Source organism: Streptomyces nymphaeiformis, assembly GCF_014203895.1.
In the GTDB taxonomy this organism is placed as follows: Bacteria; Actinomycetota; Actinomycetes; order Streptomycetales; family Streptomycetaceae; genus Streptomyces; species Streptomyces nymphaeiformis.
On record NZ_JACHJY010000010.1, the window covers coordinates 373,360 to 398,152 of the forward strand.

Here is a 24,793-nt window from a genome sequence, read left to right on the forward strand (position 1 = left end):
GCGTCTGGTAGGTATGGGGCTGTGAGCAGCGAGAACGAGAAGTCCGACGAGCCCGAGCAGCTCGCGCTCATCCGGGAGACCGTCCGGAAGGCGAAGGTGCCGCGGGCCAAGCCGCGGACGTGGCGGGGGGCCGCGCTGGCCAGGGAACTGCCCGTCGCCCGGGTCGTCGTGAACAAGGGGGCGCTCCACCTCGACCAGTTCTTCGACTACGCGGTCCCCGAGGAGCTCGACGAGGCCGCCCGGCCCGGCGTGCGCGTGCGCGTGCGGTTCGGGGCGGGGGCGCACCAGGTGCGGGGCGGGCGGCGCGAGGGCGGGCGGCTGATCGACGGCTTCCTCGTGGAGCGGCGTGCCGAGTCCGACTACTCGGGACCGCTGGCCGCGCTCGCCGACGTCGTCTCGCCCGAGCCGGTGCTCGGACCCGAGCTGCTCGGCCTCGCCCGGGCGGTCGCCGACCGGTACGCGGGGAGTCTCGCCGACGTCCTCCAGCTGGCCGTACCCCCGCGCAACGCGAGCGCCGAGCGCCGGCCCTCGCCCGCGCCGCTGCCGCCGCCCAGGGCGCCGGAGCCGGGGAGCTGGACGCGGTACGAGCGCGGGCCGGCGTTCCTGGACTCCCTCGCGCGCGGCGGGGCGCCCCGGGCCGTGTGGAACGCGCTGCCGGGGCCGTACTGGGCCCAGGAGATCGCCCGTGCCGTCGCCGCCACCCTCGCCTCCGGGCGGGGCGCGCTCGTCGTCGTCCCCGACGGGCGGGCCGCCGGCCGGGTCGACGCGGCGCTGACCGAGGTCCTGGGGGAGGGCCGACACGCGGTGCTCACCGCCGAGGCCGGACCCGAGAAGCGGTACGCGCAGTGGCTCGCCGTGCGGCGCGGCGCCGTGCGGGCCGTCGTCGGCACCCGGGCCGCGATGTTCGCCCCCGTACGGGACCTCGGCCTCGCCGTCATCTGGGACGACGGCGACGGCAGCCACAGCGAGCCGCACGCCCCGCAGCCCCACGCGCGCGAAGTGCTGCTCCTGCGCGCCGCCCACGACCGGTGCGCCTTCCTCCTCGGCTCCACCAGCTGCACCGTCGAGGCCGCCCAGCTCGTCGAGTCCGGCTGGGCCCAGGCGCTCGGCGCCGGACGCGAGCAGGTCCGCAAGGCCGCGCCCCTGATCCGGACCGTCGGCGACGGCGAACTCGCCCGCGACGAGGCCGCGCGCGCCGCCCGGCTGCCCTCGCTCGCCTGGCAGACCGTACGGGAGGGCCTCAAGACCGGGCCGGTCCTCGTCCAGGTCCCCCGCCGGGGGTACGTGCCGAGACTGGCCTGCGAGCGCTGCCGCACGCCCGCCCGCTGCCGGCACTGCGCCGGGCCCCTCGAGGCCCCCGAGCAGCAGGAGCTGCGGTGCGGCTGGTGCGGCCGCGGCGCCCCCGACTGGCACTGCGCGGAGTGCGGCTCGACCCGGCTGCGGGCCCAGGTGGTCGGCGCCCGGCGGACCGCGGAGGAGCTCGGGCGGGCGTTCCCCGCCGTGCCCGTACGGACCTCCGGCCGCGACCACGTCCTGGACAGCGTGCCCGGGCGCCCCGCGCTCGTCGTCTCCACCCCCGGGGCCGAACCCGTCGCCGAGGGCGGCTACGCGGCCGCGCTGCTCCTCGACGGCTGGGCCATGCTCGGCCGGCCGGACCTGCGCGCCGGCGAGGAGGCGCTGCGCCGCTGGATCGACGCGGCCTCGCTGGTCCGCGGCCAGGCCGAGGGCGGCGCCGTCGTCGTGGTCGCCGAACCGACCCTCCGGCCCGTCCAGGCGCTGGTCCGCTGGGACCCGGTCGGGCACGCCCAGCGGGAGCTGGCCGAGCGGGCCGAGCTGGGCTTCCCGCCGGTCTCCCGGATGGCCGCCGTGACCGGGCCGCCGGAGGCCGTCGAGGGCTTCCTCACGGCGGCCGGGCTGCCCGCCGACGCGGAGGTCCTCGGCCCCGTGCCGCTGCCCGTCGTCCGCCCCGGCGGCCCCCGCAGACCCGGCGATCCGCCGCCCGGCGAGCAGTGGGACCGGGCCCTGGTCCGGGTCCCGCCGGGCAGCGGCGCGGCCCTGGCGTCCTCGCTGAAGCAGGCGAGGGCGGCGCGGATGGCGCGCGGAGGCGGGGAACCGGTACGGATCAGGGTGGACCCGCCGGACATCGGCTGAGGGGGCGGGCGGCGCTCTCCGTCGGCATCGGCTGACGGGCCGGGCGGCTCTGTCCGCCGGGCATCGGCCGGGAGGCGCCGCCCGGCCGCTTCACGGCCGCCCCAAGGCGCCCCGGACGCGCCACGGCCGCCCGTCCCCGGTGGGGGCGGGCGGCCGTGGTCCGTTCTTACCGGGTCAGCCGTTGCGTCGGCCCGGGAAGGCCGGCGGGCGCGGGTCCTCGCGGAGGGTGGCGCTGCCCGAGGTGGGCTGCGGCGGCATCGAACGGGCGGCGGGGACCGAGGGGAGCGTGCGGGCCACGCCCGGCTCCACCGCGTGGTCCTGGTCCACGGCCACGCCCGGCTGGGGCGCTCGCCGGGCGCCGTAGCGGCGGTGGACGGCCTGCTTGGTGACCCCGAGCGCGGAACCCACCGCGTCCCAGGAGAACCCGAGCGAGCGGTCGAAGTCGACCGCCGCGGTCACCAGGGTCTCGACACTGTCCCGCAGCTCCTGGGCGAGACGTACGGTCGGGGCGGGCGCGCGCCCGTAGACGACGAAGCCCGTCGACGGGCCGGAGCGGCGAGGGCGGTAGACATTGCCCAGCTGGGCCGTGAGCGTGCGCAGTGCGTCCACCTGCCGCCGGACCCGCTCGATGTCCCGCACCAGCAGGTGCAGACTTGCCCGGGCTTGGGCGTCGTGGGTTGCGTGGTCGGCCATGTGAAAGCCTCTCGAACCGGCGTTTAAGGGGGCGGGCCGCAGGGGGGGAGCAGCGACCCGATTCGGTCAATCTCTCTTGACCAACGCGCCACCGGGGCTTGGGTCACGCTGCGGGGGCGTACACGCATATGCGCGGGGCGCTCACCGCCCCGTACGCCCCCTCCGCCCCAGCGGCCCTAGACTGGTGCGCTGCCCGCACGCCCCCGGAGAGACAGGCAGTCCCGACCCATGAAGCTCGTCTTCGCAGGCACCCCCGAGGTCGCCGTTCCCGCCCTGGACGCCCTGATCGCCTCCGGGCGGCACGAGGTGGCCGCAGTGGTCACCCGGCCGGACGCCCCGGCGGGGCGCGGCCGGCGGCTCGTCGCCAGCCCGGTGGCCCAGCGGGCGGAGGAGGCCGGGATCGAGGTCCTGAAGCCGGCCAGGCCGCGCGACGAGGAGTTCCTCGCCCGGCTGCGGGAGATCGCGCCGGACTGCTGCCCGGTCGTCGCGTACGGCGCGCTGCTGCCCAAGGTGGCCCTCGACATCCCCGCGCACGGCTGGGTCAACCTGCACTTCTCGCTGCTGCCCGCGTGGCGCGGCGCGGCGCCCGTGCAGCACTCCCTGATGGCCGGTGACCAGGTGACGGGCGCGTCCACCTTCCTCATCGAGGAGGGCCTCGACTCCGGGCCGGTCTACGGCGTCGTCACCGAGGACGTCCGCCCGACGGACACCAGCGGCGACCTGCTGACCCGGCTCGCCTTCGCGGGCGCCGGGCTGCTCGCCGCGACGATGGACGGCATCGAGGACGGCACGCTCCAGGCCGTCCCGCAGCCGATCGAGGGCATCACCCTCGCCCCGAAGATCCAGGTCGAGGACGCCCACGTCGACTTCGCCGCCCCCGCGCTCCGGGTGGACCGCGTGGTCCGCGGCTGCACCCCGGCCCCCGGCGCCTGGACGGTCTTCCGCGGCGAACGCCTCAAGCTGATCCAGGTCACCCCCCTCCCGGACCGCACGGACCTCGCCCCGGGCGAGCTCGTGGTCGGCAAGAACAACGTGTACGCGGGCACCGGCTCGTACGCCGTCGAACTCCTCTGGGTCCAGCCCCAGGGCAAGAAGCCGATGAAGGCCGCGGACTGGGCGCGGGGCGTGCGCATCGCCCCGGGTGAGCGGCTCGGGGCGTAGGCGCGGGCGGCTCCGCGGGCGACGTAGGCTGGGAGCGTTCCACCCCTCATTTCGTCACGCGGAGCACCTTTGAGCGAGCAGGCACGTCGTCGTCCCCACAAGCCCTACCGGCGGCCCCAGAAGGACCCCGTGCGGATGCTTGCCTTCGAGGCGCTGAGGGCGGTGGACGAGCGGGACGCCTACGCGAACCTGGTGCTGCCGCCGCTCCTCAAGAAGGCCCGGGAGAAGGGGGACTTCGACGGGCGGGACGCGGCGCTCGCGACCGAGCTCGTGTACGGGACGCTGCGCCGGCAGGGCACGTACGACGCGATCATCTCCGCCTGTGTCGACCGGCCGCTGCGCGAGGTCGACCCGCCCGTGCTCGACGTGCTGTCGCTCGGCGCGCACCAGCTGCTCGGGACCCGGATCCCCACCCACGCCGCCGTCTCCGCCAGCGTCGAGCTGGCCCGGGTCGTGCTCGGCGACGGGCGCGCCAAGTTCGTGAACGCCGTGCTGCGGAAGATCTCGCAGCAGGACCTCGACGCCTGGGTGGAGCAGGTCGCCCCGCCGTACGACGAGGACGCCGAGGACCACCTCGCCGTCGTCCACTCGCACCCGCGCTGGGTGGTCTCGGCGCTGTGGGACTCCCTCGGCGGCGGCCGCGCCGGGATCGAGAGCCTCCTGGAGGCCGACAACGAGCGGCCCGAGGTCACCCTCGTCGCCCGCCCCGGCCGGATCAGCACCGAGGAGCTGGCCGCCGGCGCCGAGACCGAGCCCGGGCGCTGGTCGCCGTACGCCCTGCGGATGGCCGAGGGCGGCGAGCCCGGCGCCATCGAGGCGGTCAAGGAGGGCCGGGCCGGCGTCCAGGACGAGGGCAGCCAGCTCGTCGCGATCGCCCTCGCCAACGCCCCCGTGGAGGGCTCCGACGCCCGCTGGCTCGACGGCTGCGCAGGCCCCGGCGGAAAGGCCGCCCTCCTCGGCGCCCTCGCGGCCGAGCGCGGCGCCTTCCTGCTCGCCTCCGAGAAGCAGCCGCACCGCGCCCGCCTCGTCGAGCGCGCCCTCGCCGGCAACCCCGGCCCGTACCAGGTGATCGCCGCCGACGGCACCCGCCCGCCGTGGCTCCCCGGCTCCTTCGACCGGGTCCTCATGGACGTGCCCTGCTCGGGTCTCGGCGCCCTGCGCCGCCGCCCCGAGGCCCGCTGGCGCCGCCGCCCCGAGGACCTGGACGGCTTCGCCCCGCTCCAGCGCGCCCTGCTCACCGAGGCCCTGAGCGCCGTCCGCGTCGGCGGCGTCGTGGGGTACGCGACCTGCTCGCCGCACCTCGCCGAGACCAGGGTCGTCGTCGACGACGTCCTCAAGAAGGTCGGCGGCGCCGAGCTGATCGACGCCCGCCCGCTGCTGCCCGGCGTCCCGGAGCTCGGCGACGGTCCTGACGTCCAGCTGTGGCCGCATCTGCACGGCACGGACGCCATGTACCTGGCGCTGCTGCGCCGGACCGCCTGACCTCCGGTCGATCGGCCGTTCGATCACCTGACCGCAATCACCCGGTCTGTGCGGGTCCCGGACTCGTCGCTTCGTACCGAAATTGGTCTGGACCGGATCCGAAACCGCGCAGCGGCAAAGAAGTGCCCAAGAACGTGGGAGGCTTGGCACATGGCGCAGATCAACCCCAGCATCCTGTCCGCGGACTTCGCCCGGCTCGCCGATGAGGCGAAGGCCGTCGGCGGTGCCGACTGGCTGCACGTCGACGTGATGGACAACCACTTCGTCCCCAACCTGACGCTCGGCGTCCCGATCGTGGAGTCGCTGGCCCGCGCGACGGACACCCCGCTCGACTGCCACCTGATGATCGAGGACCCCGACCGCTGGGCCCCGCAGTACGTGGAGGCGGGCGCCGGCTCGGTCACCTTCCACGTCGAGGCGGCCGCCGCGCCGGTCCGGCTCGCGCGGGAGATCCGGGCCAAGGGCGCGAGGGCGTCGATGGCCCTCAAGCCGGCCACGCCCATCGAGCCGTACGAGGACCTGCTCCCCGAGCTCGACATGCTGCTCATCATGACCGTCGAGCCCGGCTTCGGCGGCCAGGCCTTCCTCGACATCATGCTTCCCAAGATCCGCCGCACCCGTGAGCTGATCTCCAAGCACGGTCTGGAGCTGTGGCTCCAGGTCGACGGCGGGGTCGCCGAGTCCACGATCGAGCGGTGCGCCGAGGCCGGGGCCGACGTCTTCGTCGCCGGTTCCGCGGTGTACGGCGCGGCGGATCCGGCCGCGGCCGTCGCCTCGCTCCGGGCCCGCGCGGAGGCCGCGACCGCGTCCGCCGCGTGGGCGTGTGGCCACTGAGCCTCCGGCGGATGAACGCGGTCCGTCGGGCCGTCGACAGGACTGATCAAGGCCCGCCGGATCTGACAGGATGAACGGCGAGTCCAGAGTGTGAACGACATCGGTATGTGACTTCCGTACGTGAACAGCGGTACGTGAACAGCAGTGAGGAGATCGCGGTGGCGGGTATGTCGGCGGGACGGTCAGCCCTGCGGATGGGCCCCGCGGAGCTGGTGCAGGCGGCGGCCATGGCCCGCCGCTTCTACCTCGAGGGCAAGTCCAAGATCCAGATCGCCGAGGAGTTCGGCGTGAGCCGCTTCAAGGTGGCCCGGGTCCTGGAGACCGCCCTGGAGCGCGACCTCGTGCGGATCGAGATCCGCGTACCGGCCGAGCTGGACGCCGAGCGCTCCGACGCGCTCCGCGCCCGCTACGGGCTCCGCCACGCCGTCGTCGTCGAGTCCCCGGCGGAGGGCGACGACGAGTCGCCCGACCCGGAGAACCTCGGCGAGGTCGCGGCCGACCTGCTCGGCGAGCTCGTCACCGAGGGCGACGTCCTCGGCCTGGCCTGGGGCCGCTCCACCATCCACATGGCGGCGGCCCTCGACCGGCTGCCGCCCTGCACGGTCGTCCAGCTCACCGGTGTGTACGACGCCGGGACCGCCGAGCGCGGCTCCGTCGAGGCCGTGCGCCGCGCCGCGCAGGTCTCCGGCGGCGAGGCCCACCCCATCTACGCGCCCATGCTGCTGCCCGACCCGGCGACCGCGGCCGCGCTGCGCAGCCAGACCGGCATCGCGCGGGCCTTCGAGTACTTCGACAAGGTGACCGTCGCCTGCGTCTCCATCGGCTCCTGGGAGCCGGGCATCTCGACCGTCCACGACATGCTCTCCGACGCCGAGCGCGCCCACTACGCCTCGCTCGGCGTCGCCGCCGAGATGTCCGCGCACCTCTTCGACACCGAGGGGCGCCGGGTCGGCCGCGACCTGGGCGAGCGCTGCATCACCGTCGAGGCGGACCGGCTGCGCCGGATCCCCGAGGTCGTCGCGATCGCCGGCGGCCAGCGCAAGGCGGCGGCGATCGGCGCGGTGCTCCGCTCCGGGCTCGTCACCAGCCTGGTCACCGACCGCGCCGCGGCGGACTACCTGCTCACCGAGTCCAGCCCGGGCACGCACCCGGCGCTCGACCGCAAGGACCCCGACGGCAACTGAACGAGGCCGCGTGAGCCCAGGGGCCGGAGCCGATCCGTAACGGTATGTTCGGGACATGTCGCTCCGGCCCCTGCGCGTACTCCTCGCGCTCGTCCTCGCCGTCCTCCTGGCCGGGTGCTCCTCGGCGGGCGGCACCGGCACCGCCACCCCGACCCGTACGCCCGCGGCCGCCGCGGCCACCGGAACCTCGGGGCTCCCCACCGTACGGGCGTCGCGGCTGCCGCCCGAGGCGCGCGAGACGCTCGCCCTCATCGCGCGCGGCGGCCCCTTCCCGTACGCCAAGGACGGCACGGTCTTCTCGAACTTCGAGCGGGTCCTGCCCCGGCGCGAACGCGGCTACTACCACGAGTACACCGTGAAGACCCCCGGCGGACGCGACCGGGGAGCGCGGCGCATCGTCACCGGGCGCGGCGGCGAGACGTACTACACCGACGACCACTACGAGACCTTCCGGGAGGTGGTCACGGATGAGGCTTGACGACCCCGTCGTCCTCGACCTGACCGGCGTCATGGACAAGGCCGCCCTCATGGACCGGTGCGCCGTCGCGCTCGCCCTGCCCGACTGGTTCGGCCGCAACTGGGACGCCCTCGCCGACTGCCTCACCGACCTGCCCGAGCCGGTCACCCTCGTCGTCACCGGCTGGCAGACCTATGCGAGGACGCACCCGCGCGAGTGGGGGATCGCCCAGGACGTCTTCGCCACGGCGGTCGACGAACGCCCCACCCACCTCTCCGTCCTCCTCGCGCTGGGGGAGCCGAGGGAGGGCTTTCCGGAGGACCTTTAGGAGGATCCGACGAACCGCATGCCGTAAGCCTCGGATGTTTCGGCCTGGACTGGTATTCGTACTGGCGTGGGACAATGAACTACGTGCTTTTTCCCCTGGCTGAAATGCCTAGGGGCCGATCCGAACGACTGGGATGTCAGCACGTGCGTTTCCTCAATGACGTCAAGCCGCCCTACGACCTGACGTACGACGATGTGTTCATGGTGCCGAGCCGCTCGGCCGTGGGTTCCCGCCAGGCCGTGGACCTCTCCTCGCCCGACGGCACCGGGACGACCATCCCGCTCGTCGTCGCCAACATGACCGCCATCGCCGGCCGCCGGATGGCCGAGACGGTCGCCCGCCGCGGCGGCCTGGTCGTCATCCCGCAGGACATCCCGATCGAGGTCGTCACCGACGTCATCTCGTGGGTGAAGAGCCGCCACCACGTGCTCGACACCCCGATCGTCCTGGAGCCGCACCAGACCGTCGCCGACGCGCTGTCGCTGCTGCCGAAGCGCGCCCACGAGGCCGGTGTCGTCGTCGACGAGAACCGCCGCCCGGTGGGCGTCGTCACCGACGCGGACCTCTCCGGCGTCGACCGCTTCACCCAGCTCTCCGAGGTCATGTCCAAGGACCTGCTGCTCCTGGACGCCGACATCGACCCGCGCGAGGCCTTCAACACCCTCGACGCCGCCAACCGCCGCTACGCCCCCGCCGTGGACGCGGACGGCAAGCTCGTCGGCATCCTCACCCGCAAGGGCGCGCTGCGCGCGACGCTGTACTCCCCGGCCGTCGACGCCCAGGGCCGCCTGCGCATCGCCGCCGCCGTCGGCATCAACGGCGACGTGGCCGGCAAGGCCAAGCAGCTCCTCGACGCGGGCGTCGACACGCTCGTCATCGACACCGCGCACGGCCACCAGGAGTCGATGATCAGCGCGATCCGCACCGTGCGGGCGCTCGACCCGCAGGTCCCGATCGTCGCGGGCAACATCGTCGCCGCCGAGGGCGTCAAGGACCTCATCGAGGCGGGCGCGGACATCATCAAGGTCGGTGTCGGCCCCGGCGCCATGTGCACCACCCGCATGATGACCGGCGTCGGCCGGCCGCAGTTCTCCGCCGTCCTCGAATGCGCCGCCGAGGCGAAGAAGTACGGCAAGCACGTCTGGGCCGACGGCGGTGTCCGCCACCCGCGCGACGTCGCCATGGCGCTCGCCGCCGGTGCGTCCAACGTGATGATCGGCTCCTGGTTCGCCGGGACCTACGAGTCGCCGGGCGACCTCCAGCACGACGCCCAGGGCCGTGCGTACAAGGAGTCCTTCGGCATGGCCTCGGCCCGCGCCGTGCGGAACCGGACCTCGGACGAGTCCTCCTACGACCGCGCCCGCAAGGCGCTGTTCGAGGAGGGCATCTCCACCTCGCGCATGTTCCTCGACCCGCAGCGTCCGGGCGTCGAGGACCTGATCGACTCGATCATCGCGGGCGTGCGGTCGTCGTGCACGTACGCGGGTGCGGGCTCGCTCGCCGAGTTCGAGGAGAAGTCGGTGATCGGGATCCAGTCGGCGGCGGGCTACGCGGAGGGCAAGCCCCTCCACGCCAGCTGGAGCTAGTCGCTCGCGCTTGTGGTACGCCTTGGGCCCCGGGACCTCGTCCCGGGGCCCAAGCCCGTTGTGGGCGGCGCCGGGGGAGGCGCAGGCCCCAGGGCGCCGGGGGCCTAACCGTCCGGCCGCAGCACCCCCCGCAGCGCGTCCGCCACCGCCCCCGCAAGCCGCGCGTGCCCCGCGTCGTTCGGATGCAGCCCGTCCGCCAGGTGTTCCGGGCCCAGGAGGGGGCCGCCGGGGAGGACGTGGAGGTGGGGGTCGCCCTCCGAGGCCAGGTCGCGGCCCGCGCGTTCCATCGCGCGTCGGAGCTCCGTCAGCGTCGCCCCGAGTGCGTTGCGGGTGTGTTCCGCCTCCGGGCGCAGGACCGGGGAGAGGATCAACAGCGGCGTGGACGGGTGGCCCCGGCGGACCAGGCCCACGAACGCGCGGACCGTCGCGTAGAGCCAGTCCGCCGTCGCCGGCACCCGGGACCAGCAGTTCGTGCCGAACGCGAGGGTGATCACATCGCCTCGGAGCCGCGCCAGATGCTCCGCCAGCGGCAGCTCGCCCCGCGCCCCGCCCGCGTACCCCAGGTTGACCGGGTCGAGGCCGAGGAGCCGGCCCGCCGTGGCGGGCCAGGAGTGTGCCGGGCGGGTCGACCACCAGCCCTCGGTGATCGAGTCGCCGTGGACGAGCCAGCGGGGGCGGACCGGGGCGGGGGAGAGGCCGCCGCCGACGGCCCGCAGGGCGAGCGGGACGGGCGCCTGGCCCTCCGGGAGGTGGACGGTGAAGACGCCGCCGCACGGGGGGAGGGCGAGCTTCACGACGGCCTCCGGCGCCGGAGGAGCGCACGTCTCCCCGACGAGCCGTGTCCCCTGCCAGAGGGCGAAGCAGTGGCGCAGCGCGCGCAGGGGGTCGTCGGGCCCGGGGACGGCCGCCCGGTAGCGGAGCTCCACCGCGCGCGTGCCGGGCGCGGCCCTGAACTCGATCCGTACGCCGATGGGCAGCGCGGCCCGCTCGGCGATGTCCCACGGCAGCCGTTCGAGGTCGTCGGGGTCGGCGCGGACGGGCCGGTCGCCGTCCAGCCAGGCCGTGCCGCGCAGGAACGGAGCCGGGTCGAGCCAGTGCACCGGGGCCTCCGATCGGGGGGCGCCAAAGGCGGTCGCCAGGGCCTCGCAGCGTGCGTCATTCCGCATGAGGAGTCCATACGCGTGCACGTGCCGGTTCACACCCGGATGTGTCGATTCATGCGGGGGAGCGCAATGTTCGCCCGTCTGTGCCCGAAGCGCGCAATGATCATCCGGCACTGCGCAACAACCCTGCATTACGAGTGCGAAGCTCTTGCCTTTAGGCTCGTGCCCCGTACCAGGAGTGGCGTCGACCGCCTGCTCGGCGGTTCCCGTCCCCCGTGGGTCTTGCTCCGGCATGCCCGCGTACCGCCGCGGTCGTCTCCGTACCCACAGGCAGCGATGAAGGAGCCTCCGCAGTGCTGGACCACGGCGCAGCCCCACCGGTCGTCGACACGACCACCCCGAAGACCTCCGCTCTCGGCGCGCTCGTCCGCCGCAAGCCGGTAGAACGCCTGGTCGATGAGGGTGGACAGGGAGAGGGCGGCAGTCTCCGCCGCTCGCTCTCGATGTGGCAGCTGACCATGATCAGCATCGGTGCCACGCTCGGCACCGGCATCTTCGTCGTCCTCGGAGACGCCGTCCCGAAGGCCGGTCCGGCCGTCACGATCGCCTTCGTCATCGCCGGCCTCACGGCGCTGTTCTCGGCGCTCTCGTACGCCGAGCTGGCCGGCTCCATACCGGTCGCCGGCTCCTCGTACTCGTACGCGTACGCAACGATGGGCGAACTCGTCGCCTGGGTCTGCGGCTGGTGTCTGGTCCTGGAGTACGGCGTCTCCGTCGCCGCCGTGGCCGTCGGGTGGGGCGAGTACCTCAACGAGCTGCTCGACGGCACGATCGGCGTCACCATTCCCGACGTGCTCTCGTCGGCCCCCGGCGAGGGCGGTGTCATCAACCTGCCCGGCCTGATCGTCGTGATGCTCGCCATGGTGTTCCTGCTCGGCGGTGCCCGCGAGTCCGCCGTCGTCAACACGATCATGGTCGCGGTGAAGATCGTCACCCTCGTGATCTTCTGCGCCATCGGCTTCATGGGCTTCAAGTCCGGCAACTACAAGGACTTCATGCCGCTCGGCATGACCGGCGTCGGCGCCGCGAGCGCGACCCTCTTCTTCTCGTACATCGGCTTCGACGCCGCCTCCACGGCCGGCGAGGAGGCCAAGAACCCCAAGCGCGACCTGCCGCGGGCGATCATGCTCTCGCTGCTCATCGTCACCGTGCTGTACGTGCTCGTCGCGGCCGTCGCCGTCGGCGCCTGGCGCTGGAAGGCCTTCGAGGGCTCCGAGGCCACCCTGGCCGCGATCATGAACGACGTCACCGGCCAGACTTTCTGGGGCACGATGCTCGCCGCCGGCGCGGTCATCTCCATCGCCAGCGTCGTCCTCACCGTGCTCTACGGCCAGACCCGCGTCCTCTTCGCGATGTCCCGCGACGGCCTGGTCCCCAAGGTCTTCGGCAAGGTCAGCGGCAAGACCGGCACCCCGCGCATCAACACGGTCATCGTGTCGCTCTTCTGCGGCGTCCTCGCCTCGGTCATCCCGCTCGGCAAGCTCGTCGACGCCACCAGCATCGGCACCCTCTTCGCCTTCGCCCTGGTCAACGTCGCGGTCATCGTGCTCCGCCGCACCCGCCCGGACATGCCGCGCACCTTCAAGGTGGCCCTCGGCCCGGTCTTCCCGATCCTCGGCTTCGCCTTCTGCATCTACAACATGGTCAGCCTCGATGCCATCACCTGGGTGGTCTTCGGTTGCTGGATGGCCGCCGGGCTCGTGTTCTACTTCCTGTACGGCATGCGCCGCTCCCGACTGGCCACGGCTCCGGCCCTGGCAGAGGCTCCAGCAGAGAAGTGATCCACCCGTAGTGCGACTCAACGACCTCGACGAACGCATCGTCCACGCCCTCGCGGAAGACGCCCGCCGCAGCTACGCCGACATCGGCTCGCTCGTCGGACTCTCCGCGCCCGCCGTGAAGCGGCGCGTGGACCGGCTCCGGGCCGAGGGTGCCATCACCGGCTTCACCGTCCGGGTGGACCCGGCGGCGCTCGGCTGGGAGACCGAGGGCTTCGTCGAGATCTACTGCCGCCACAACACCTCGCCGGAGGACATCCGGCGAGGTCTGGAGCGGTACCCCGAGGTGGTGTCCGCGTCGACCGTCACCGGTGACGCGGACGCCGTCGTCCAGGTCTTCGCCTCGGACATGCGCCACTTCGAGCGCGTCCTGGAGCGCATCGCGGGCGAGCCCTTCGTGGAGCGCACCAAGTCCGTCCTGGTGCTCTCGCCGCTCCTGCGGCGCTTCTCCTCCGGCTCGCCTGCCTAGAGGTGCCGGCCGGGGCGGTGCGGGCCGTGGTTCCCGCACCGCCCCTCGCCCGCCCACCCCCGTGGGGCGGTCTATTCGGTCGGGTAGACGAACTCCCAGGGCACGACCTCGAAGTCCCCCGTCCCCTCCTTGACCTTCTCGAACGGCGCGCCGCTGATGCACGGCGGCACCTTGTCCTTCTGCGGATCCGCCGTCATCCAGGTGTAGCCGAGCCGGTCCCCGGCGGGGTCGTCGTGCACCGTGACGCCGACGCGCGCCTTCTTGAACTCCTTCACGTCGGTCTCGACGACGACACCGGACACCACGGCCACCTTGCCGCCCGTGGTGAGGCAGTCGACCTTGACCTTCGCGTACCCGCCCCAGTCGCCCTTGTAGTGGCTGAAGCGGAACGTTCCGGTGGCCTTCATCGGATCCTGCCGGTCCGCCTCCGCCAGATGCGCGTCGAAGCTGAACGTGATGTCGTCCCCGGCCGGCCGGTACAGCTTCGCGGTGCCGGTCAGCGCGGCGGCCTCCGAGACGGCGGCCGGGGCGGGAACGTCGTCCCCCGAGGCGACGGCGACACCCCCGGCCCCCAGGGTGAGCAGAATCGCGGCGGCTACGGCGACGATCTTCGTACGGCGCTTCATGGCGGTCCCTTTCGGCAGGTCGTCCGGCAGGTCTTCCGGACGAGCACCACTCTTCCGCCCGGACCGCGCCCGGGCGTCGGGCCGCAGGACGGTCCTCGTCTCCGCCGCGCGGCGGGGGAGCCGTACGCCCCCGGTCGGAGCCGTACGCAACGAATCGACGCGCCGACCACCGATCGCGCAACGGTTCGACGGTCGGTCCGCAACGCCTCCGCCTTGTCCCGGGAGAGCGCGAAACCGTACCGTTTTTGACGTCTTCCCCCTCAACTTCCGACCCACGAGGATCGCCGATGCCCGCGCTGCGCACCGCCCTGCTCCAGAGCTCCGGTGAGCTCGGTGACGTGGCCGCCAACCTCAAGATCCTCGACGAGGCCGCCGCCCGCGCCGCGGCCGCCGGAGCGGGCGTCCTGCTCGCCCCCGAGCTCTTCCTGACCGGCTACGCCATCGGCGCCGACATCGCGCGCCTGGCCGAGCCCGCCGACGGGCCCTCCGCCCGCGCCGTCGCGGCCATCGCCGTGCGCCACGGCCTGGCCGTCGGCTACGGCTACCCGGAGCGGGACACCGAGCGGCACGGCGTCCTGTACAACTCCGCGCAGCTCATCGGCGCCGACGGCGTACCGCTGGCGCAGTACCGCAAGACCCACCTCTTCGGAGGCTTCGAGACGCAGTGGTTCACCCCCGGTGACCAGCCGGTCGTCCAGGCGGAGCTCGGCGGGCTCACCGTCGGCATGATGATCTGCTACGACGTCGAGTTCCCGGAGAACGTGCGGGCGCACGCGCTGGCCGGTACGGACCTCCTCCTCGTGCCGACCGCGCTCATGCACCCCGCCGAGATCGTGCCGCTGTCCGTGGTGCCGGTCCGCGCCTTCGAGAACCAGCTCTACCTCGCGTACGCCAACCGGACCGGCCCCGAGGGCGACTTCGAGTTCGTCGGCCTCTCCACCCTGGCCGGCCCCGACGGCACCGCCCGGGCCCGTGCCGGACGCGGCGAGGAGCTCGTCATCGGCGACGTCGACCCGGCCTTCCTCGCGGCCTCCCGCCAGGAGAACCCCTACCTCCGCGACCGGCGCCCGGGCCTCTACGGCTCCCTCGTCTGAGCCGCCGCCCCACCCACCTCCCCGCCTCACCCTTTTTTCCGTGCAAGGAGTCCGTACCCCATGACGTCCACGGTGCCCACGACCGCCGTCCCGCACAGCGACGGCCAGCCGCCGATCACCATGTTCGGTCCGGACTTCCCGTACGCCTACGACGACTTCCTGGCCCACCCGGCCGGGCTCGGCCAGATACCGGCCACCGAGCACGGCACCGAGGTCGCCGTCATCGGCGGCGGGCTCTCCGGCATCATCGCCGCGTACGAGCTCATGAAGATGGGCCTCAAGCCCGTCGTCTACGAGGCCGACCAGATCGGCGGCCGACTGCGCACCGTCGGCTTCGAGGGCACCGGCACCGAGGGCCTGACCGCCGAGATGGGCGCCATGCGCTTCCCGCCCTCCTCGACCGCGTTCCAGCACTACATCGACCTCGTCGGCCTGGAGACCAGGGACTTCCCGAACCCGCTGGCCCCGGCCACCCCGTCGACCGTCGTCGACCTCAAGGGCGAGTCGCACTACGCCGAGACGATCGCCGACCTGCCGCAGGTCTACCGCGACGTCGCCGAGGCCTGGAACAAGTGCCTCGACGAGGGCGCCGACTTCTCCGACATGAACCAGGCCATGCGCGAGCGCGACGTCCCGCGCATCCGCGAGATCTGGGCGAAGCTCGTCGAGAAGCTCGACAACCAGACCTTCTACGGCTTCCTCTGCGAGTCCGAGGCCTTCAAGTCCTTCCGCCACCGCGAGATCTTCGGCCAGGTCGGCTTCGGCACCGGCGGCTGGGACACCGACTTCCCCAACTCCATCCTGGAGATCCTCCGCGTCGTCTACACCGAGGCCGACGACCACCACCGCGGCATCGTCGGCGGCTCGCAGCAGCTGCCTCTGCGCCTGTGGGAGCGCGAGCCGGAGAAGATCGTCCACTGGGCGCAGGGCACCTCGCTCAGCTCCCTGCACGAGGGCACCCCGAAGCCGGCCGTGACCCGGCTGAACCGGACCGCCGGCAACCGCATCACGGTCACCGACGCCTCCGGCGACATCCGCACGTACCAGGCGGCGATCTTCACCGCCCAGTCCTGGATGCTGCTGTCCAAGATCGCCTGCGACGACTCGCTCTTCCCGATCGACCACTGGACGGCGATCGAGCGCACCCACTACATGGAGTCCTCGAAGCTGTTCGTCCCCGTCGACCGGCCGTTCTGGCTGGACAAGGACGAGGAGACCGGCCGGGACGTCATGTCGATGACGCTGACCGACCGGATGACCCGCGGCACGTACCTCCTGGACGACGGCCCGGACAAGCCGGCGACGATCTGCCTCTCGTACACCTGGTGCGACGACAGCCTGAAGTGGCTGCCGCTCTCGGCGAACGAGCGGATGGAGGTCATGCTGAAGTCGCTCGGCGAGATCTACCCGAAGGTCGACATCCGGAAGCACATCATCGGCAACCCGGTGACGGTCTCCTGGGAGAACGAGCCCTTCTTCATGGGCGCCTTCAAGGCGAACCTGCCGGGCCACTACCGCTACCAGCGCCGCCTGTTCACGCACTTCATGCAGGACCGGCTGCCCGAGGACAAGCGGGGCATCTTCCTCGCCGGCGACGACATCTCCTGGACGGCCGGCTGGGCCGAGGGCGCGGTGCAGACGGCGCTCAACGCGGTCTGGGGCGTCATGCACCACTTCGGCGGCGCGACCGACGGCACCAACCCGGGTCCGGGCGACGTGTACGACGAGATCGCCCCGGTCGAGCTGCCGGAGGACTGATCCCCGGTACGGACCGAGAGGTCAGGGCCTGGTCAGGGGCGTGAGCAGCATCCGCCCCACCAGGCCCACCGACCGGTCGAGGCGTTCCGTGAACTCCTCGGCCAGGTCGGGCAGCCGCCGCAGCTGCCACAGCGAGCGGGCGGCGAGCCAGGCCCCGTCACGGGCCCGGTCCAGGCTCCAGCAGCCGAGCAGATGCGTCAGCGGGTCCGCGACCTCCAGGAGGTCCGGGCCCGGCATCAGTTCCTCCCGGATGCGCTCCTCCAGGAGGACGAGGACGTCGCCGACCCGGTCGAACTCGTCCTCCAGGTCGGCCGGCGCGCACTCCAGGATCCGGCAGGCGTCGACCACCGCGAGCGCCAGGTCGTGGCCGATGTGCGCGTTGATCCCGGCGAGCGCGAACTGCAGCGGCCGTACGCCGGGATGGCGCCGGTAGTGGAAGAGGGGCCGCCAGCAGGCGGGCGCGGGACGGCCGGTGGCGGCGGCGTCGACCGCCGCGAGATAGCGCTCCGCGAACCGCACGTCGAGGGTCGCGGCGGCCCGCCGGTCGGCGAAGGCGCCCGCGTCGAGGGCGTGGCCGATCTCCTCGGTGACCGTCAGGTAGACCCGGTTGAAGACGGCGACCCCGTCGGCCGGATGCCAGGCCGCGCGAAGCGCCCGCATCCGGTCCACCACGGGGTCGACCGCGACGAACTGGCCGATCCGTTCCGGGCACCACTGGGTCTGCGTCATGGGGGCAGGCTCCCAGCCGCCGGGCCCACGGGGGAACTCCTCGGGCCCGGCTTACCCAGAACGGGCGAATCACTCAGTTCTTCGACACGTCTTCCGTGTCCGTCTCGTACGAGCTGGTGCCCGAGTCCAGGAGGGGTTCCTGGGTCTTGAGGTGGGCCGGGGCGAAGGCCCGCAGCACGTGGTAGCCGGTGATGACGACGATCGTGCCGAGCGCGATGCCGCCCAGCTCGAAGGTGTCGGTGAAGTGCAGCTTCACGCCGCCGACGCCGATGATGATGCCGGCGGCGGCCGGGACCAGGTTGAGCGGGTTGCGCAGGTCGACCTTGGCGTTGATCCAGATCTGGGCGCCGAGCAGGCCGATCATGCCGTACAGGATCACGGTGATGCCGCCGAGGACGCCGCCGGGGATCGCGGCGACGACCGCGCCGAACTTGGGGCAGAGGCCGAAGAGCAGCGCGAAGCCGGCGGCGGCCCAGTAGGCGGCGGTCGAGTAGACCCGGGTGGCGGCCATGACGCCGATGTTCTCGGAGTACGTGGTGTTCGGCGGGCCGCCCACTCCGGTGGAGAGCATGGACGCGACGCCGTCGGCGGCGATCGCGGTGCCGAGCTTGTCGTCGAGGGAGGTGCCGGTCATCTCGCCGACGGCCTTGACGTGACCGGCGTTCTCGGCGACCAGCGCGATGACCACGGGCAGCGCCACGAGGATCGCGGACCACTCGAAGCTCGGGCCGTGCAGCGACGGCAGGCCGATCCAGTCGGCCTTGGAGACGCCGGAGAGGTCGAGCCGCCAGTGGTCGGTGACCTGGCCGCTCGGGGACACCGAGTGGATCTTGCCGAACACGAGGTCGAAGATCCAGGAGATGGCGTAGCCGAAGATCAGGCCGAGGAAGATCGCGATCCGGGACCAGAAGCCGCGCAGACACACCACGGCGAGTCCGGTGAACAGCATGACGAGCAGGGCCGTCCACTGGTCCTGGGGCCAGTACGTCGACGCCGTGACCGGCGCCAGGTTGAAGCCGATCAGCATGACGACCGCGCCGGTCACGATCGGCGGCATCGCCGCGTGGATGATCCGCGCGCCGAACTTCTTCACGGCGAGACCGGCCAGGAACAGCACCCCGCCGACGACGAACACCGCACCGGTGACGGTGGCGCTGGTGCCGCCCGAGGCCCGGATGGCGGCGGCGACGCCGACGAAGGAGAGCGAGCAGCCCAGGTAGGACGGGACGGTGCCGCGGGTCGCGAGCAGGAAGATCGCGGTGGCGACACCGGACATCATGATCGCCAGGTTCGGGTCGAGACCCATGAGGACCGGGGCGACGAACGACGCCCCGAACATCGCGACGACGTGCTGGGCGCCGAGCCCGACCGTACGGGGCCAGGAGAGCCGCTCGTCCGGGCGGACGACGGCTCCGGGAGCGGGTGTTCTCCCGTCGCCGTGCAAGGTCCAGCGCACGCCGAGGTTCATGAGGTCTGCTCCCGTTCTCCGGTTCCGGCGGCCGTGTCGAGACCGCAAAAGTTCAGCCATATGGTAGGCGCCACGGCCGCGGACCTGGGATTTCGGGAAGCCGCTCGGTCTACGCCACGGGCCCTGCGCTCTTCGCCGGCTCCGGCGTCCCCGACGCCGTCTCCCGCCCGCTCGTCCTCAGCACGCCCGCGCCGAGGACGAGCCCCAGGGCGAGCAGCGTGACCAGGCCGAAGGAGAGGACCAGGGAGGTCGCGTCGGCGATGCCGCCGATCGCCGAGGGGGCGATGAGGCCCGAGGTGTACGTGATGGTGGCGACGCCCGCGATGGCCTGGCTCGGGTTCGGGCCGCTGCGCCCGGCCGCCGCGAAGGCCAGCGGGACGACGACCGCGATCCCGAGTCCGATCAGACCGAATCCGGCCATCGCGACGGCGGCGTGCGGGGCGAGGACCACCAGGACCCCGCCGAGGGTGGCGACGGCGCCCCCGACCCGTACCGTACGAACGGCCCCGAAGCGGTCCACCACGCGGTCGCCGGCGAGCCGCGCCACCGCCATCGTCAGCGCGAAGGCGGTCGTGGAGGCGGCCGCGAGCCCCGCCGAGCTGCTCAGCTCGTCCCGGAGGTAGACCGCCGACCAGTCGAGGCTGGCGCCCTCGGCGAACACCCCGCAGAAACCGATGGCGCCGATGATCAGCGCGGACCTCGGCGGCAGCGAGAAGCGCGGCGGCGGCTCCTCCTCCGGGGTGCTGCGGACGTCGAGCACGCCCTGGCAGAAGACCAGGCCGAGCGCGGTGAGCACCAGGGCGGCGATCAGGTGGTGCAGCCGGGCGTCGCCGCCGAGGTGGGCGGCGACCGTGCCGGCGGCGGAGCCGAGCAGGGCGCCGACGCTCCACATGCCGTGCAGGCTCGACATGATGGACCTGCCGAGCCGGTTCTCGGTCTCGACACCGAGCGCGTTCATCGCCACGTCGGACATGCCGGCGGTCGCCCCGTACACGAGGAGCGCTCCGCACAGGCCCCAGATGTTCGGGGCGAGCGAGGGCAGGGTGAGCGAGAGGGTCCACAGGGCGAGCAGGCCGCGCAGCGCCGTGCGGGCGCCGAAGCGGTGCGAGACGGCCCCGGCGAGCGGCATCGCGAGGGAGGCGCCGAGCGCGGGGAAGGCGAGGGCGAGGCCGAGCTGCCCGGCGCCGATGCCCGCGTGCTCCTGGATCCAGGGGATCCGGGTCGCGAAGCTGCCGGTGACCGCGCCGTGGACGCAGAAGACGGCGGCGACGGCGAAGCGCGCGCGCCGGAGGCGTTCGGTGCTGGTGACGGTCTCCGCCGCCATGGGCCCTCCCGGTGCTCGTAGGTGCTCGTGGTGTGTGCCGCGTAAACTATCAGGAACCCTGCCTGATAAATAGACCGCGGAGGGAGCCCCGCTCCTCGCGCGTCTGAGAGGATCGCCGCATGGCCGCATCCCCGAGCACCGCACGAGCCATCAACGACCGGTTCGCCCTGCGACTGCTCCAGGACGAAGGCCCGTTGACGGCCGCTCAGCTCAAGACGCTCACCGGACTCTCCCGCCCGACCGTCGCCGACCTCGTCGAGCGGCTCCAGGGCTCCGGGCTCGTCCACGTCGTCGGCGAGGCCGGAGCCGAGCGCCGCGGCCCCAACGCCAAGCTGTACGGGATCGTCGCCGACCGCGCCCACCTCGCCGCCCTCGACGTCCGCACCCGCTCCGTCTCCGTGACCGTCGCCGACCTGCTCGGCACCACGCTCGCCGAGGCGTCCGTCCCCGTCGGCGACGAGAGCGGCACGGGACCCGCGGTCGAGAAGGCGGTCGCCCTCCTGGAGCGCACCGCGAAGGAGGCCGGCGCCGACCGGCTGCACAGCGTCGCCGTCGGCGCGCCCGGGCTCATCGACCCCGCCACGGGCGAGCTGCGCGACTCCTCGGGGCTGCCCGCCTGGCACCGCCGGCTCGTCGGCGTCCTCCAGGAACGGCTGCCCGCCCACGTCCTCGTCGAGAACGAGACCAACCTCGCCGCCGTCGCCGAGCTCCGCGAGGGCGCGGCCAGCGACCGGGAGGACTTCGTCCTGCTCTGGCTCGGCCAGGGCGTCGGCGCCGCCGTCGTCCTCGACGGGCGCCTGCGCCGGGGAGCCTCCGGCGGCGCGGGGGAGATCGGCTTCCTGCCCGTTCCCGGCACCTCGGGGCTTCCCTCGGCCACCGGCTGCGACGGCGGCTTCCACGAACTGGCCTGCACGGCCGCCGTCGAGGCCCTCGCCGCCGACCACGGCCTCGACCCGGCCGACGCGCTCGCCTCCGGGCACGGGCCCTTCCTCGACGCCCTCGCCCGCCGCCTCGCCGTCGGCGCGGCCGCCGTCGTCTCCGTCCTCGACCCCGGCTGCGTGGTCCTCGCCGGGGAGACCGGCCACCAGGGCGGCGCCGGCCTCGCCGCCCGCGTGGAGACCGAACTCGCGGCCCTCTCCCCGCTCCGCACGGAGGTCCGCGCCACCGCCCTCGGCGACGCGGCGGTCCTCCGCGGCGCCCTGCTCCGCGCCCGTGACGCGGCCCAGGACGAGCTGTTCCCGTAGGCCCGGACGGCCTAGGAGGCGAACCGCCGCGCGAGGAACTCCTCGAACGCCACCCGGCCCACCGCGCGGTCCGGCGCCAGGTGCCCGCCGCGTCGCAGCGCCCGGTAGACCCGGCCCGGCAGCGGCACCTCCACCAGTCGGCGCGTGCGTCCGCTCGCCCGCAGGTAGGCGCGGGCCAGCTCGTCGAAGGTGCGGATCTCGGGACCGCCCATGTCCTCCACCCGGCCCGCCGGCGGCCCTGCGGCCAGCTCGGCGAGGCGGGCGGCAGCCTCCGTCACCTCCAGCGGCTGGTCCCGGACCTCCTTCGGCAGGAGCATCACCGGGGGCTTGGCGAGGCCCTGCAGCAGCTGGAGGATCAGGTCGTGGAACTGGGTGGCCCGCAGCAGGGTCCACGGGACACCGGACTGCTGGATCATGCGCTCCACCGCGTACTTGGTCCGGTAGTAGCCGAGCGGTACCCGGTCGACGCCGACGATCGAGATGTAGAGCAGGTGCGGCACCCCGGCCCGCCGCGAGGCCTCGACGAGGAGGCGGGCGGCCTCCTTGTCACCGCGCAGGATGTTGCTGCAGTGGACGACCGCGTCGACCCCGTCGACCGCCCGGTCGAGCAGCGGTCCGCCTTTGCGCAGGTCGACGGCGTACGGAGGGGAGTGCCGGCTGAGCACCCGCACCTCGTGGCCGTCCGCGCGCAGCCGCTCGCAGACGGGACGGCCGAGCGTTCCCGTGCCGCCGGTCACCAGGATCGTGCTCATCTCTCCAGACTGACCGCCCGGGAGCGCGAACGCGACCGCGCCGCGCCCCGGACAGGGGGGCGCGGCGCGGAGGGGGCCCGGCGGGGGCAAGGGCCGTGAGAGTCCGCCGCCGGGGGTTTCAGCGGGGGTGCGTCAGCAGGTGCCGAGGTCCTTCCAGACGCCCCAGTCGCCGGTCGTGCCCGGCTCCTCGTTCTGCGTCCACCACTGGGCCTTCCACTGGTGGCCCTTGTGGGAGACCGTGGTGCCCGCGGTGTAGACCTGGCCGGCCGCGTACGCCGGGGCGGTGCAGCCCGTGGTGGGCGGCGTCGTCGGAGGCGTGGTCGGGGGAGTCGTCGGCGGGGTGGTGGGCGGCGTCGTCGGGGGCGTGGTCGGCGGCGTGGTGGTGCCCGGCTCCACGACCGTCGTGCCGCGCGCCAGGTCACCGGCGAGGGCGTACGTCGTGCCGTTGATGTTCACCGTCCAGTTGGAGGGGGTGGACACCGGCAGGTAGTAGTTGAAGGCCAGGTCGACCGTCGCGCCCGGGGCCAGCGTCTGCCAGGCCGGGAGCTTCAGGGAGACGCGGTGGAAGTCGCCCTTCAGGCCGCCCACGTTGGAGCCCGTGTGGTCGCTGCTGATGACCTTCGTGCCGAAGCCGGACTGGTCGGAGGCGTTGTTCGGGGCCGAGGTGCCGTAGTCGAACTGGAACTCCGTGCCGCCGGGCAGCGTCGTCGCCGTGTTGTTGGTGATCTTGATCTTCGGGGTGATCGGGTAGTTCGAGTCGCCCAGCTTGAACTCGGTGAACTGGGTGTCGATCTTCACGGCCTGGGTCGGCAGCGCCTTGTTCGACTTCTTCGCGCCGTACGGGGTGGCCGCCTTGAACTTGTCGTACATCAGCGAGGTGAGCGTGGAGCCCATCTCGTACTGGCCCTTGGCGGCGTTCCAGGCGTAGTCGCCGGCCATCTCCCAGACCATGGTGCCGCCGATGCCGCGGTCGACCACGTAGTCGGCCTTGGCGCCCACGGACTGCTCGTCCTCGGTGGAGAGGAAGACCTTCTTGTCGGCGTTCCACAGCCACGGCGCGACCAGGGTCGCGTCGTACTTGCGGGCGTAGGTGCCGGTCAGCGTGGTGTTCGTGGGGAAGCCGTACTGGGTGACGTAGTCGCCGACGATCCCCTTCTCCAGGTTCTTGGCGTGCCACATCGGGTTGGAGCCGGCGGGCGACTCGACACCGTTGGTGTCCTTGTCGTGCCAGAGGTTGTCGATGCCGGTGGCGCCGTCGCCGCACTTGGTCAGGCCGGCGCCGGCCGGGCAGGTGGTCGTGGCCGCCTTGCCCCACAGGCCGTCGGTGCCGCCCTGCACGTTCTTGAAGCCGCGGGTGTAGTAGGGCAGGCCGATGTTGATGCGGCCGGCCGGCATGGAGCCGCGGAAGTAGTGGTACGCCCAGTCGGTGTTGAGGTAGCCGATGGAGCCGTACTGCGAGGAGCCGTAGACGTTCGCGGCGGCGAGCTCGGCGTCCTTGCCGTCGTCGAAGAGCGAGGCGTTGGGGCCGACGTACTCGTTCCAGGCGCCGTGCAGGTCGTAGGACATGATGTTGACGTAGTCCAGGTACTTCTGCATCTGGAACGTCTCCATGCCGCGCAGCAGGTAGCCGGAGGACGGGGCGGCGACGGTCAGCAGGTAGTGCCTGCCGTCGGCGGCGCCGGCCGTGTCCAGCTTCTCGCGCAGGGACTTCATGAGGGCCGCGTAGCCCTGCACGAGTCCGGCGCGGCGCGCGTTGGAGATCTGCCAGTCGAGCGGGTTGCCCGAGTCCTTCATCGTGGTCGGGTACTCGTAGTCGATGTCGACGCCGTTGAACCCGTACGTGCGGATGAAGTCGACGGCCGAGTTCGCGAAGGTGTCGATCCCGGCCTGGTTGACCGAACCGTCGGCGTTCGTGGCCATCGAGTAGAAGCCGCCGGAGGAGACCCGGTCGCCGTTGTCGGCGAAGTAGCCGCCGGTCTCCGCCCAGCCGCCGACCGAGATCAGCGTCTTGACGTTCGGGTGCTGCTTCTTGAACTTGTTGAGCAGGTTGAAGTGCCCCTTGTACGGGTACGCGGGGTCCATCTCCGCGCCGGCGACACCGGGCCAGGTCATCCCGGTGGCCGCGTTGTCCGGGCCGTCCGTGCCCACGGAGAGCTTGTTGTCGCCGCCGATGTGGCCGAAGGCGTAGTTGATGTGGGTGATCTTGTCCCACGGGATGTCCTTGGCCAGGTACGCGGGCTGGCCGTTCTTGCCGGTGCGCCAGCCGGTGAAGTAGCCGATGACCCGGCGCTGGTGGTCCGCGCCCATCTTCTCGCGGCCCTCGGTGTCGTAGACCGAGCAGTACGGGACGTCGACGCCCGGGGTCTTGTAGAGCCCGTCGGGGCGACAGGACTCGTTGTCGGCCGCGTACGAGACGCCGCCGGAGAGCGAGCTGAGCAGCAGCCCGGCGACGGCCGCGCCGGACGCGAACAGCGAGGCTCTCTTGGTCGTGGGGGACAGCACGATCGGTCCT

At 72.9% G+C, this 24,793-nt stretch carries 21 protein-coding genes; 13 read left to right on the forward strand and 8 right to left on the reverse strand.

Features of this window, described 5'->3' with window-relative positions; genetic code table 11:
• Positions 1 to 21: 21 nt before the first annotated feature.
• Positions 22 to 2,151, forward strand: a complete 2,130-nt coding sequence (locus GGE06_RS32805) for a primosomal protein N' (protein ID WP_116162028.1) — start codon at positions 22 to 24, stop codon at positions 2,149 to 2,151.
• Between the two features lie 174 nt (positions 2,152 to 2,325).
• Here GGE06_RS32805 and GGE06_RS32810 read toward each other — a convergent pair whose 3' ends face one another.
• Positions 2,326 to 2,844 carry a hypothetical protein gene (locus tag GGE06_RS32810; RefSeq protein ID WP_116162029.1) on the reverse strand — a complete coding sequence of 173 codons (519 nt, stop codon included), beginning with the start codon at positions 2,842 to 2,844 and terminating at the stop codon, positions 2,326 to 2,328.
• A gap of 228 nt (positions 2,845 to 3,072) precedes the next feature.
• On the opposite strand from GGE06_RS32810, the gene fmt reads away from it, so the two are divergent.
• The 7 genes from fmt to GGE06_RS32845 all read left to right on the forward strand — a co-directional run bounded on the left by fmt (position 3,073) and on the right by GGE06_RS32845 (position 9,876).
• Positions 3,073 to 4,005 (forward strand): methionyl-tRNA formyltransferase, encoded by a 933-nt coding sequence (gene fmt / locus GGE06_RS32815; protein WP_184932500.1) that lies wholly within the window; start codon positions 3,073 to 3,075, stop codon positions 4,003 to 4,005.
• 69 nt (positions 4,006 to 4,074) lie between these two features.
• Positions 4,075 to 5,487, forward strand: a complete 1,413-nt coding sequence (locus GGE06_RS32820) for an RsmB/NOP family class I SAM-dependent RNA methyltransferase (protein ID WP_116162031.1) — start codon at positions 4,075 to 4,077, stop codon at positions 5,485 to 5,487.
• Positions 5,488 to 5,637: 150 nt separating this feature from the next.
• A complete protein-coding gene (gene rpe, locus GGE06_RS32825; protein ID WP_041128223.1) occupies positions 5,638 to 6,321 on the forward strand; it encodes a ribulose-phosphate 3-epimerase in 684 nt (227 codons plus the stop codon).
• 167 nt (positions 6,322 to 6,488) lie between these two features.
• Positions 6,489 to 7,505 carry a sugar-binding transcriptional regulator gene (locus GGE06_RS32830; protein ID WP_116162032.1) on the forward strand — a complete coding sequence of 339 codons (1,017 nt, stop codon included), beginning with the start codon at positions 6,489 to 6,491 and terminating at the stop codon, positions 7,503 to 7,505.
• A gap of 55 nt (positions 7,506 to 7,560) precedes the next feature.
• Positions 7,561 to 7,983 (forward strand): guanyl-specific ribonuclease, encoded by a 423-nt coding sequence (locus tag GGE06_RS32835; protein WP_116162033.1) that lies wholly within the window; start codon positions 7,561 to 7,563, stop codon positions 7,981 to 7,983.
• Positions 7,973 to 8,290, forward strand: a complete 318-nt coding sequence (locus GGE06_RS32840) for a barstar family protein (RefSeq protein WP_116162034.1) — start codon at positions 7,973 to 7,975, stop codon at positions 8,288 to 8,290. The genes GGE06_RS32835 and GGE06_RS32840 overlap by 11 nt, the downstream gene beginning before the upstream one ends.
• Before the next feature lie 143 nt (positions 8,291 to 8,433).
• A complete protein-coding gene (locus GGE06_RS32845; protein ID WP_181924684.1) occupies positions 8,434 to 9,876 on the forward strand; it encodes a GuaB1 family IMP dehydrogenase-related protein in 1,443 nt (480 codons plus the stop codon).
• A 104-nt stretch (positions 9,877 to 9,980) separates the two neighbouring features.
• On the opposite strand, the gene GGE06_RS32850 is transcribed toward GGE06_RS32845, so the two are convergent.
• Positions 9,981 to 11,042, reverse strand: a complete 1,062-nt coding sequence (locus GGE06_RS32850) for a GDSL-type esterase/lipase family protein (protein ID WP_116162036.1) — start codon at positions 11,040 to 11,042, stop codon at positions 9,981 to 9,983.
• A 290-nt stretch (positions 11,043 to 11,332) separates the two neighbouring features.
• Between GGE06_RS32850 and GGE06_RS32855 the strand changes: the two genes are divergently transcribed.
• A complete protein-coding gene (locus GGE06_RS32855; protein WP_184932501.1) occupies positions 11,333 to 12,820 on the forward strand; it encodes an amino acid permease in 1,488 nt (495 codons plus the stop codon).
• 10 nt (positions 12,821 to 12,830) lie between these two features.
• Entirely contained in the window at positions 12,831 to 13,286 is a 456-nt protein-coding gene (locus GGE06_RS32860; RefSeq protein WP_030691274.1) for an Lrp/AsnC family transcriptional regulator, read from the forward strand.
• 71 nt (positions 13,287 to 13,357) lie between these two features.
• Here GGE06_RS32860 and GGE06_RS32865 read toward each other — a convergent pair whose 3' ends face one another.
• Positions 13,358 to 13,912 (reverse strand): Repetin, encoded by a 555-nt coding sequence (locus GGE06_RS32865; protein WP_116162038.1) that lies wholly within the window; start codon positions 13,910 to 13,912, stop codon positions 13,358 to 13,360.
• A gap of 287 nt (positions 13,913 to 14,199) precedes the next feature.
• Between GGE06_RS32865 and GGE06_RS32870 the strand changes: the two genes are divergently transcribed.
• Positions 14,200 to 15,006 carry a carbon-nitrogen hydrolase family protein gene (locus GGE06_RS32870; protein WP_116162039.1) on the forward strand — a complete coding sequence of 269 codons (807 nt, stop codon included), beginning with the start codon at positions 14,200 to 14,202 and terminating at the stop codon, positions 15,004 to 15,006.
• A 60-nt stretch (positions 15,007 to 15,066) separates the two neighbouring features.
• Positions 15,067 to 16,764 carry a flavin monoamine oxidase family protein gene (locus tag GGE06_RS32875; protein WP_116162040.1) on the forward strand — a complete coding sequence of 566 codons (1,698 nt, stop codon included), beginning with the start codon at positions 15,067 to 15,069 and terminating at the stop codon, positions 16,762 to 16,764.
• 21 nt (positions 16,765 to 16,785) lie between these two features.
• Here GGE06_RS32875 and GGE06_RS32880 read toward each other — a convergent pair whose 3' ends face one another.
• The 3 genes from GGE06_RS32880 to GGE06_RS32890 form a co-directional block, all read right to left on the reverse strand.
• Positions 16,786 to 17,493 (reverse strand): DUF5995 family protein, encoded by a 708-nt coding sequence (locus GGE06_RS32880; RefSeq protein ID WP_184932502.1) that lies wholly within the window; start codon positions 17,491 to 17,493, stop codon positions 16,786 to 16,788.
• Between the two features lie 73 nt (positions 17,494 to 17,566).
• Positions 17,567 to 18,961, reverse strand: coding sequence for a uracil-xanthine permease family protein (locus tag GGE06_RS32885; protein ID WP_184932503.1), 1,395 nt, complete (start codon positions 18,959 to 18,961; stop codon positions 17,567 to 17,569).
• A gap of 109 nt (positions 18,962 to 19,070) precedes the next feature.
• Positions 19,071 to 20,285: an MFS transporter gene (locus tag GGE06_RS32890; protein ID WP_184932504.1), complete on the reverse strand. Its 1,215-nt coding sequence runs from the start codon at positions 20,283 to 20,285 to the stop codon at positions 19,071 to 19,073.
• Between the two features lie 119 nt (positions 20,286 to 20,404).
• On the opposite strand from GGE06_RS32890, the gene GGE06_RS32895 reads away from it, so the two are divergent.
• Positions 20,405 to 21,529, forward strand: a complete 1,125-nt coding sequence (locus GGE06_RS32895; RefSeq protein ID WP_116162044.1) for an ROK family transcriptional regulator — start codon at positions 20,405 to 20,407, stop codon at positions 21,527 to 21,529.
• Positions 21,530 to 21,540: 11 nt separating this feature from the next.
• On the opposite strand, the gene GGE06_RS32900 is transcribed toward GGE06_RS32895, so the two are convergent.
• Both GGE06_RS32900 and GGE06_RS32905 read right to left on the reverse strand, forming a co-directional pair.
• Positions 21,541 to 22,281 carry an SDR family oxidoreductase gene (locus tag GGE06_RS32900; RefSeq protein ID WP_116162045.1) on the reverse strand — a complete coding sequence of 247 codons (741 nt, stop codon included), beginning with the start codon at positions 22,279 to 22,281 and terminating at the stop codon, positions 21,541 to 21,543.
• Between the two features lie 132 nt (positions 22,282 to 22,413).
• Positions 22,414 to 24,783: a chitinase C-terminal domain-containing protein gene (locus GGE06_RS32905; RefSeq protein WP_184932505.1), complete on the reverse strand. Its 2,370-nt coding sequence runs from the start codon at positions 24,781 to 24,783 to the stop codon at positions 22,414 to 22,416.
• Between the last annotated feature and the right edge of the window lie 10 nt (positions 24,784 to 24,793).

What these genes read in the sequence shown, in the direction of transcription:
- GGE06_RS32880 (WP_184932502.1), bottom strand. Translation starts at nt 17,493, where the DNA reads ATGACGCAGACCCAGTGGTGCCCGGAACGGATCGGCCAGTTCGTCGCG.
- GGE06_RS32835 (WP_116162033.1), top strand. Translation starts at nt 7,561, where the DNA reads ATGTCGCTCCGGCCCCTGCGCGTACTCCTCGCGCTCGTCCTCGCCGTC.
- GGE06_RS32875 (WP_116162040.1), top strand. Translation starts at nt 15,067, where the DNA reads ATGACGTCCACGGTGCCCACGACCGCCGTCCCGCACAGCGACGGCCAG.
- GGE06_RS32810 (WP_116162029.1), bottom strand. Translation starts at nt 2,844, where the DNA reads ATGGCCGACCACGCAACCCACGACGCCCAAGCCCGGGCAAGTCTGCAC.
- rpe (WP_041128223.1), top strand. Translation starts at nt 5,638, where the DNA reads ATGGCGCAGATCAACCCCAGCATCCTGTCCGCGGACTTCGCCCGGCTC.
- GGE06_RS32885 (WP_184932503.1), bottom strand. Translation starts at nt 18,961, where the DNA reads ATGAACCTCGGCGTGCGCTGGACCTTGCACGGCGACGGGAGAACACCC.
- GGE06_RS32830 (WP_116162032.1), top strand. Translation starts at nt 6,489, where the DNA reads ATGTCGGCGGGACGGTCAGCCCTGCGGATGGGCCCCGCGGAGCTGGTG.
- GGE06_RS32870 (WP_116162039.1), top strand. Translation starts at nt 14,200, where the DNA reads ATGCCCGCGCTGCGCACCGCCCTGCTCCAGAGCTCCGGTGAGCTCGGT.
- GGE06_RS32895 (WP_116162044.1), top strand. Translation starts at nt 20,405, where the DNA reads ATGGCCGCATCCCCGAGCACCGCACGAGCCATCAACGACCGGTTCGCC.
- GGE06_RS32865 (WP_116162038.1), bottom strand. Translation starts at nt 13,912, where the DNA reads ATGAAGCGCCGTACGAAGATCGTCGCCGTAGCCGCCGCGATTCTGCTC.
- GGE06_RS32890 (WP_184932504.1), bottom strand. Translation starts at nt 20,285, where the DNA reads ATGGCGGCGGAGACCGTCACCAGCACCGAACGCCTCCGGCGCGCGCGC.
- GGE06_RS32850 (WP_116162036.1), bottom strand. Translation starts at nt 11,042, where the DNA reads ATGCGGAATGACGCACGCTGCGAGGCCCTGGCGACCGCCTTTGGCGCC.
- GGE06_RS32900 (WP_116162045.1), bottom strand. Translation starts at nt 22,281, where the DNA reads ATGAGCACGATCCTGGTGACCGGCGGCACGGGAACGCTCGGCCGTCCC.
- fmt (WP_184932500.1), top strand. Translation starts at nt 3,073, where the DNA reads ATGAAGCTCGTCTTCGCAGGCACCCCCGAGGTCGCCGTTCCCGCCCTG.
- GGE06_RS32840 (WP_116162034.1), top strand. Translation starts at nt 7,973, where the DNA reads ATGAGGCTTGACGACCCCGTCGTCCTCGACCTGACCGGCGTCATGGAC.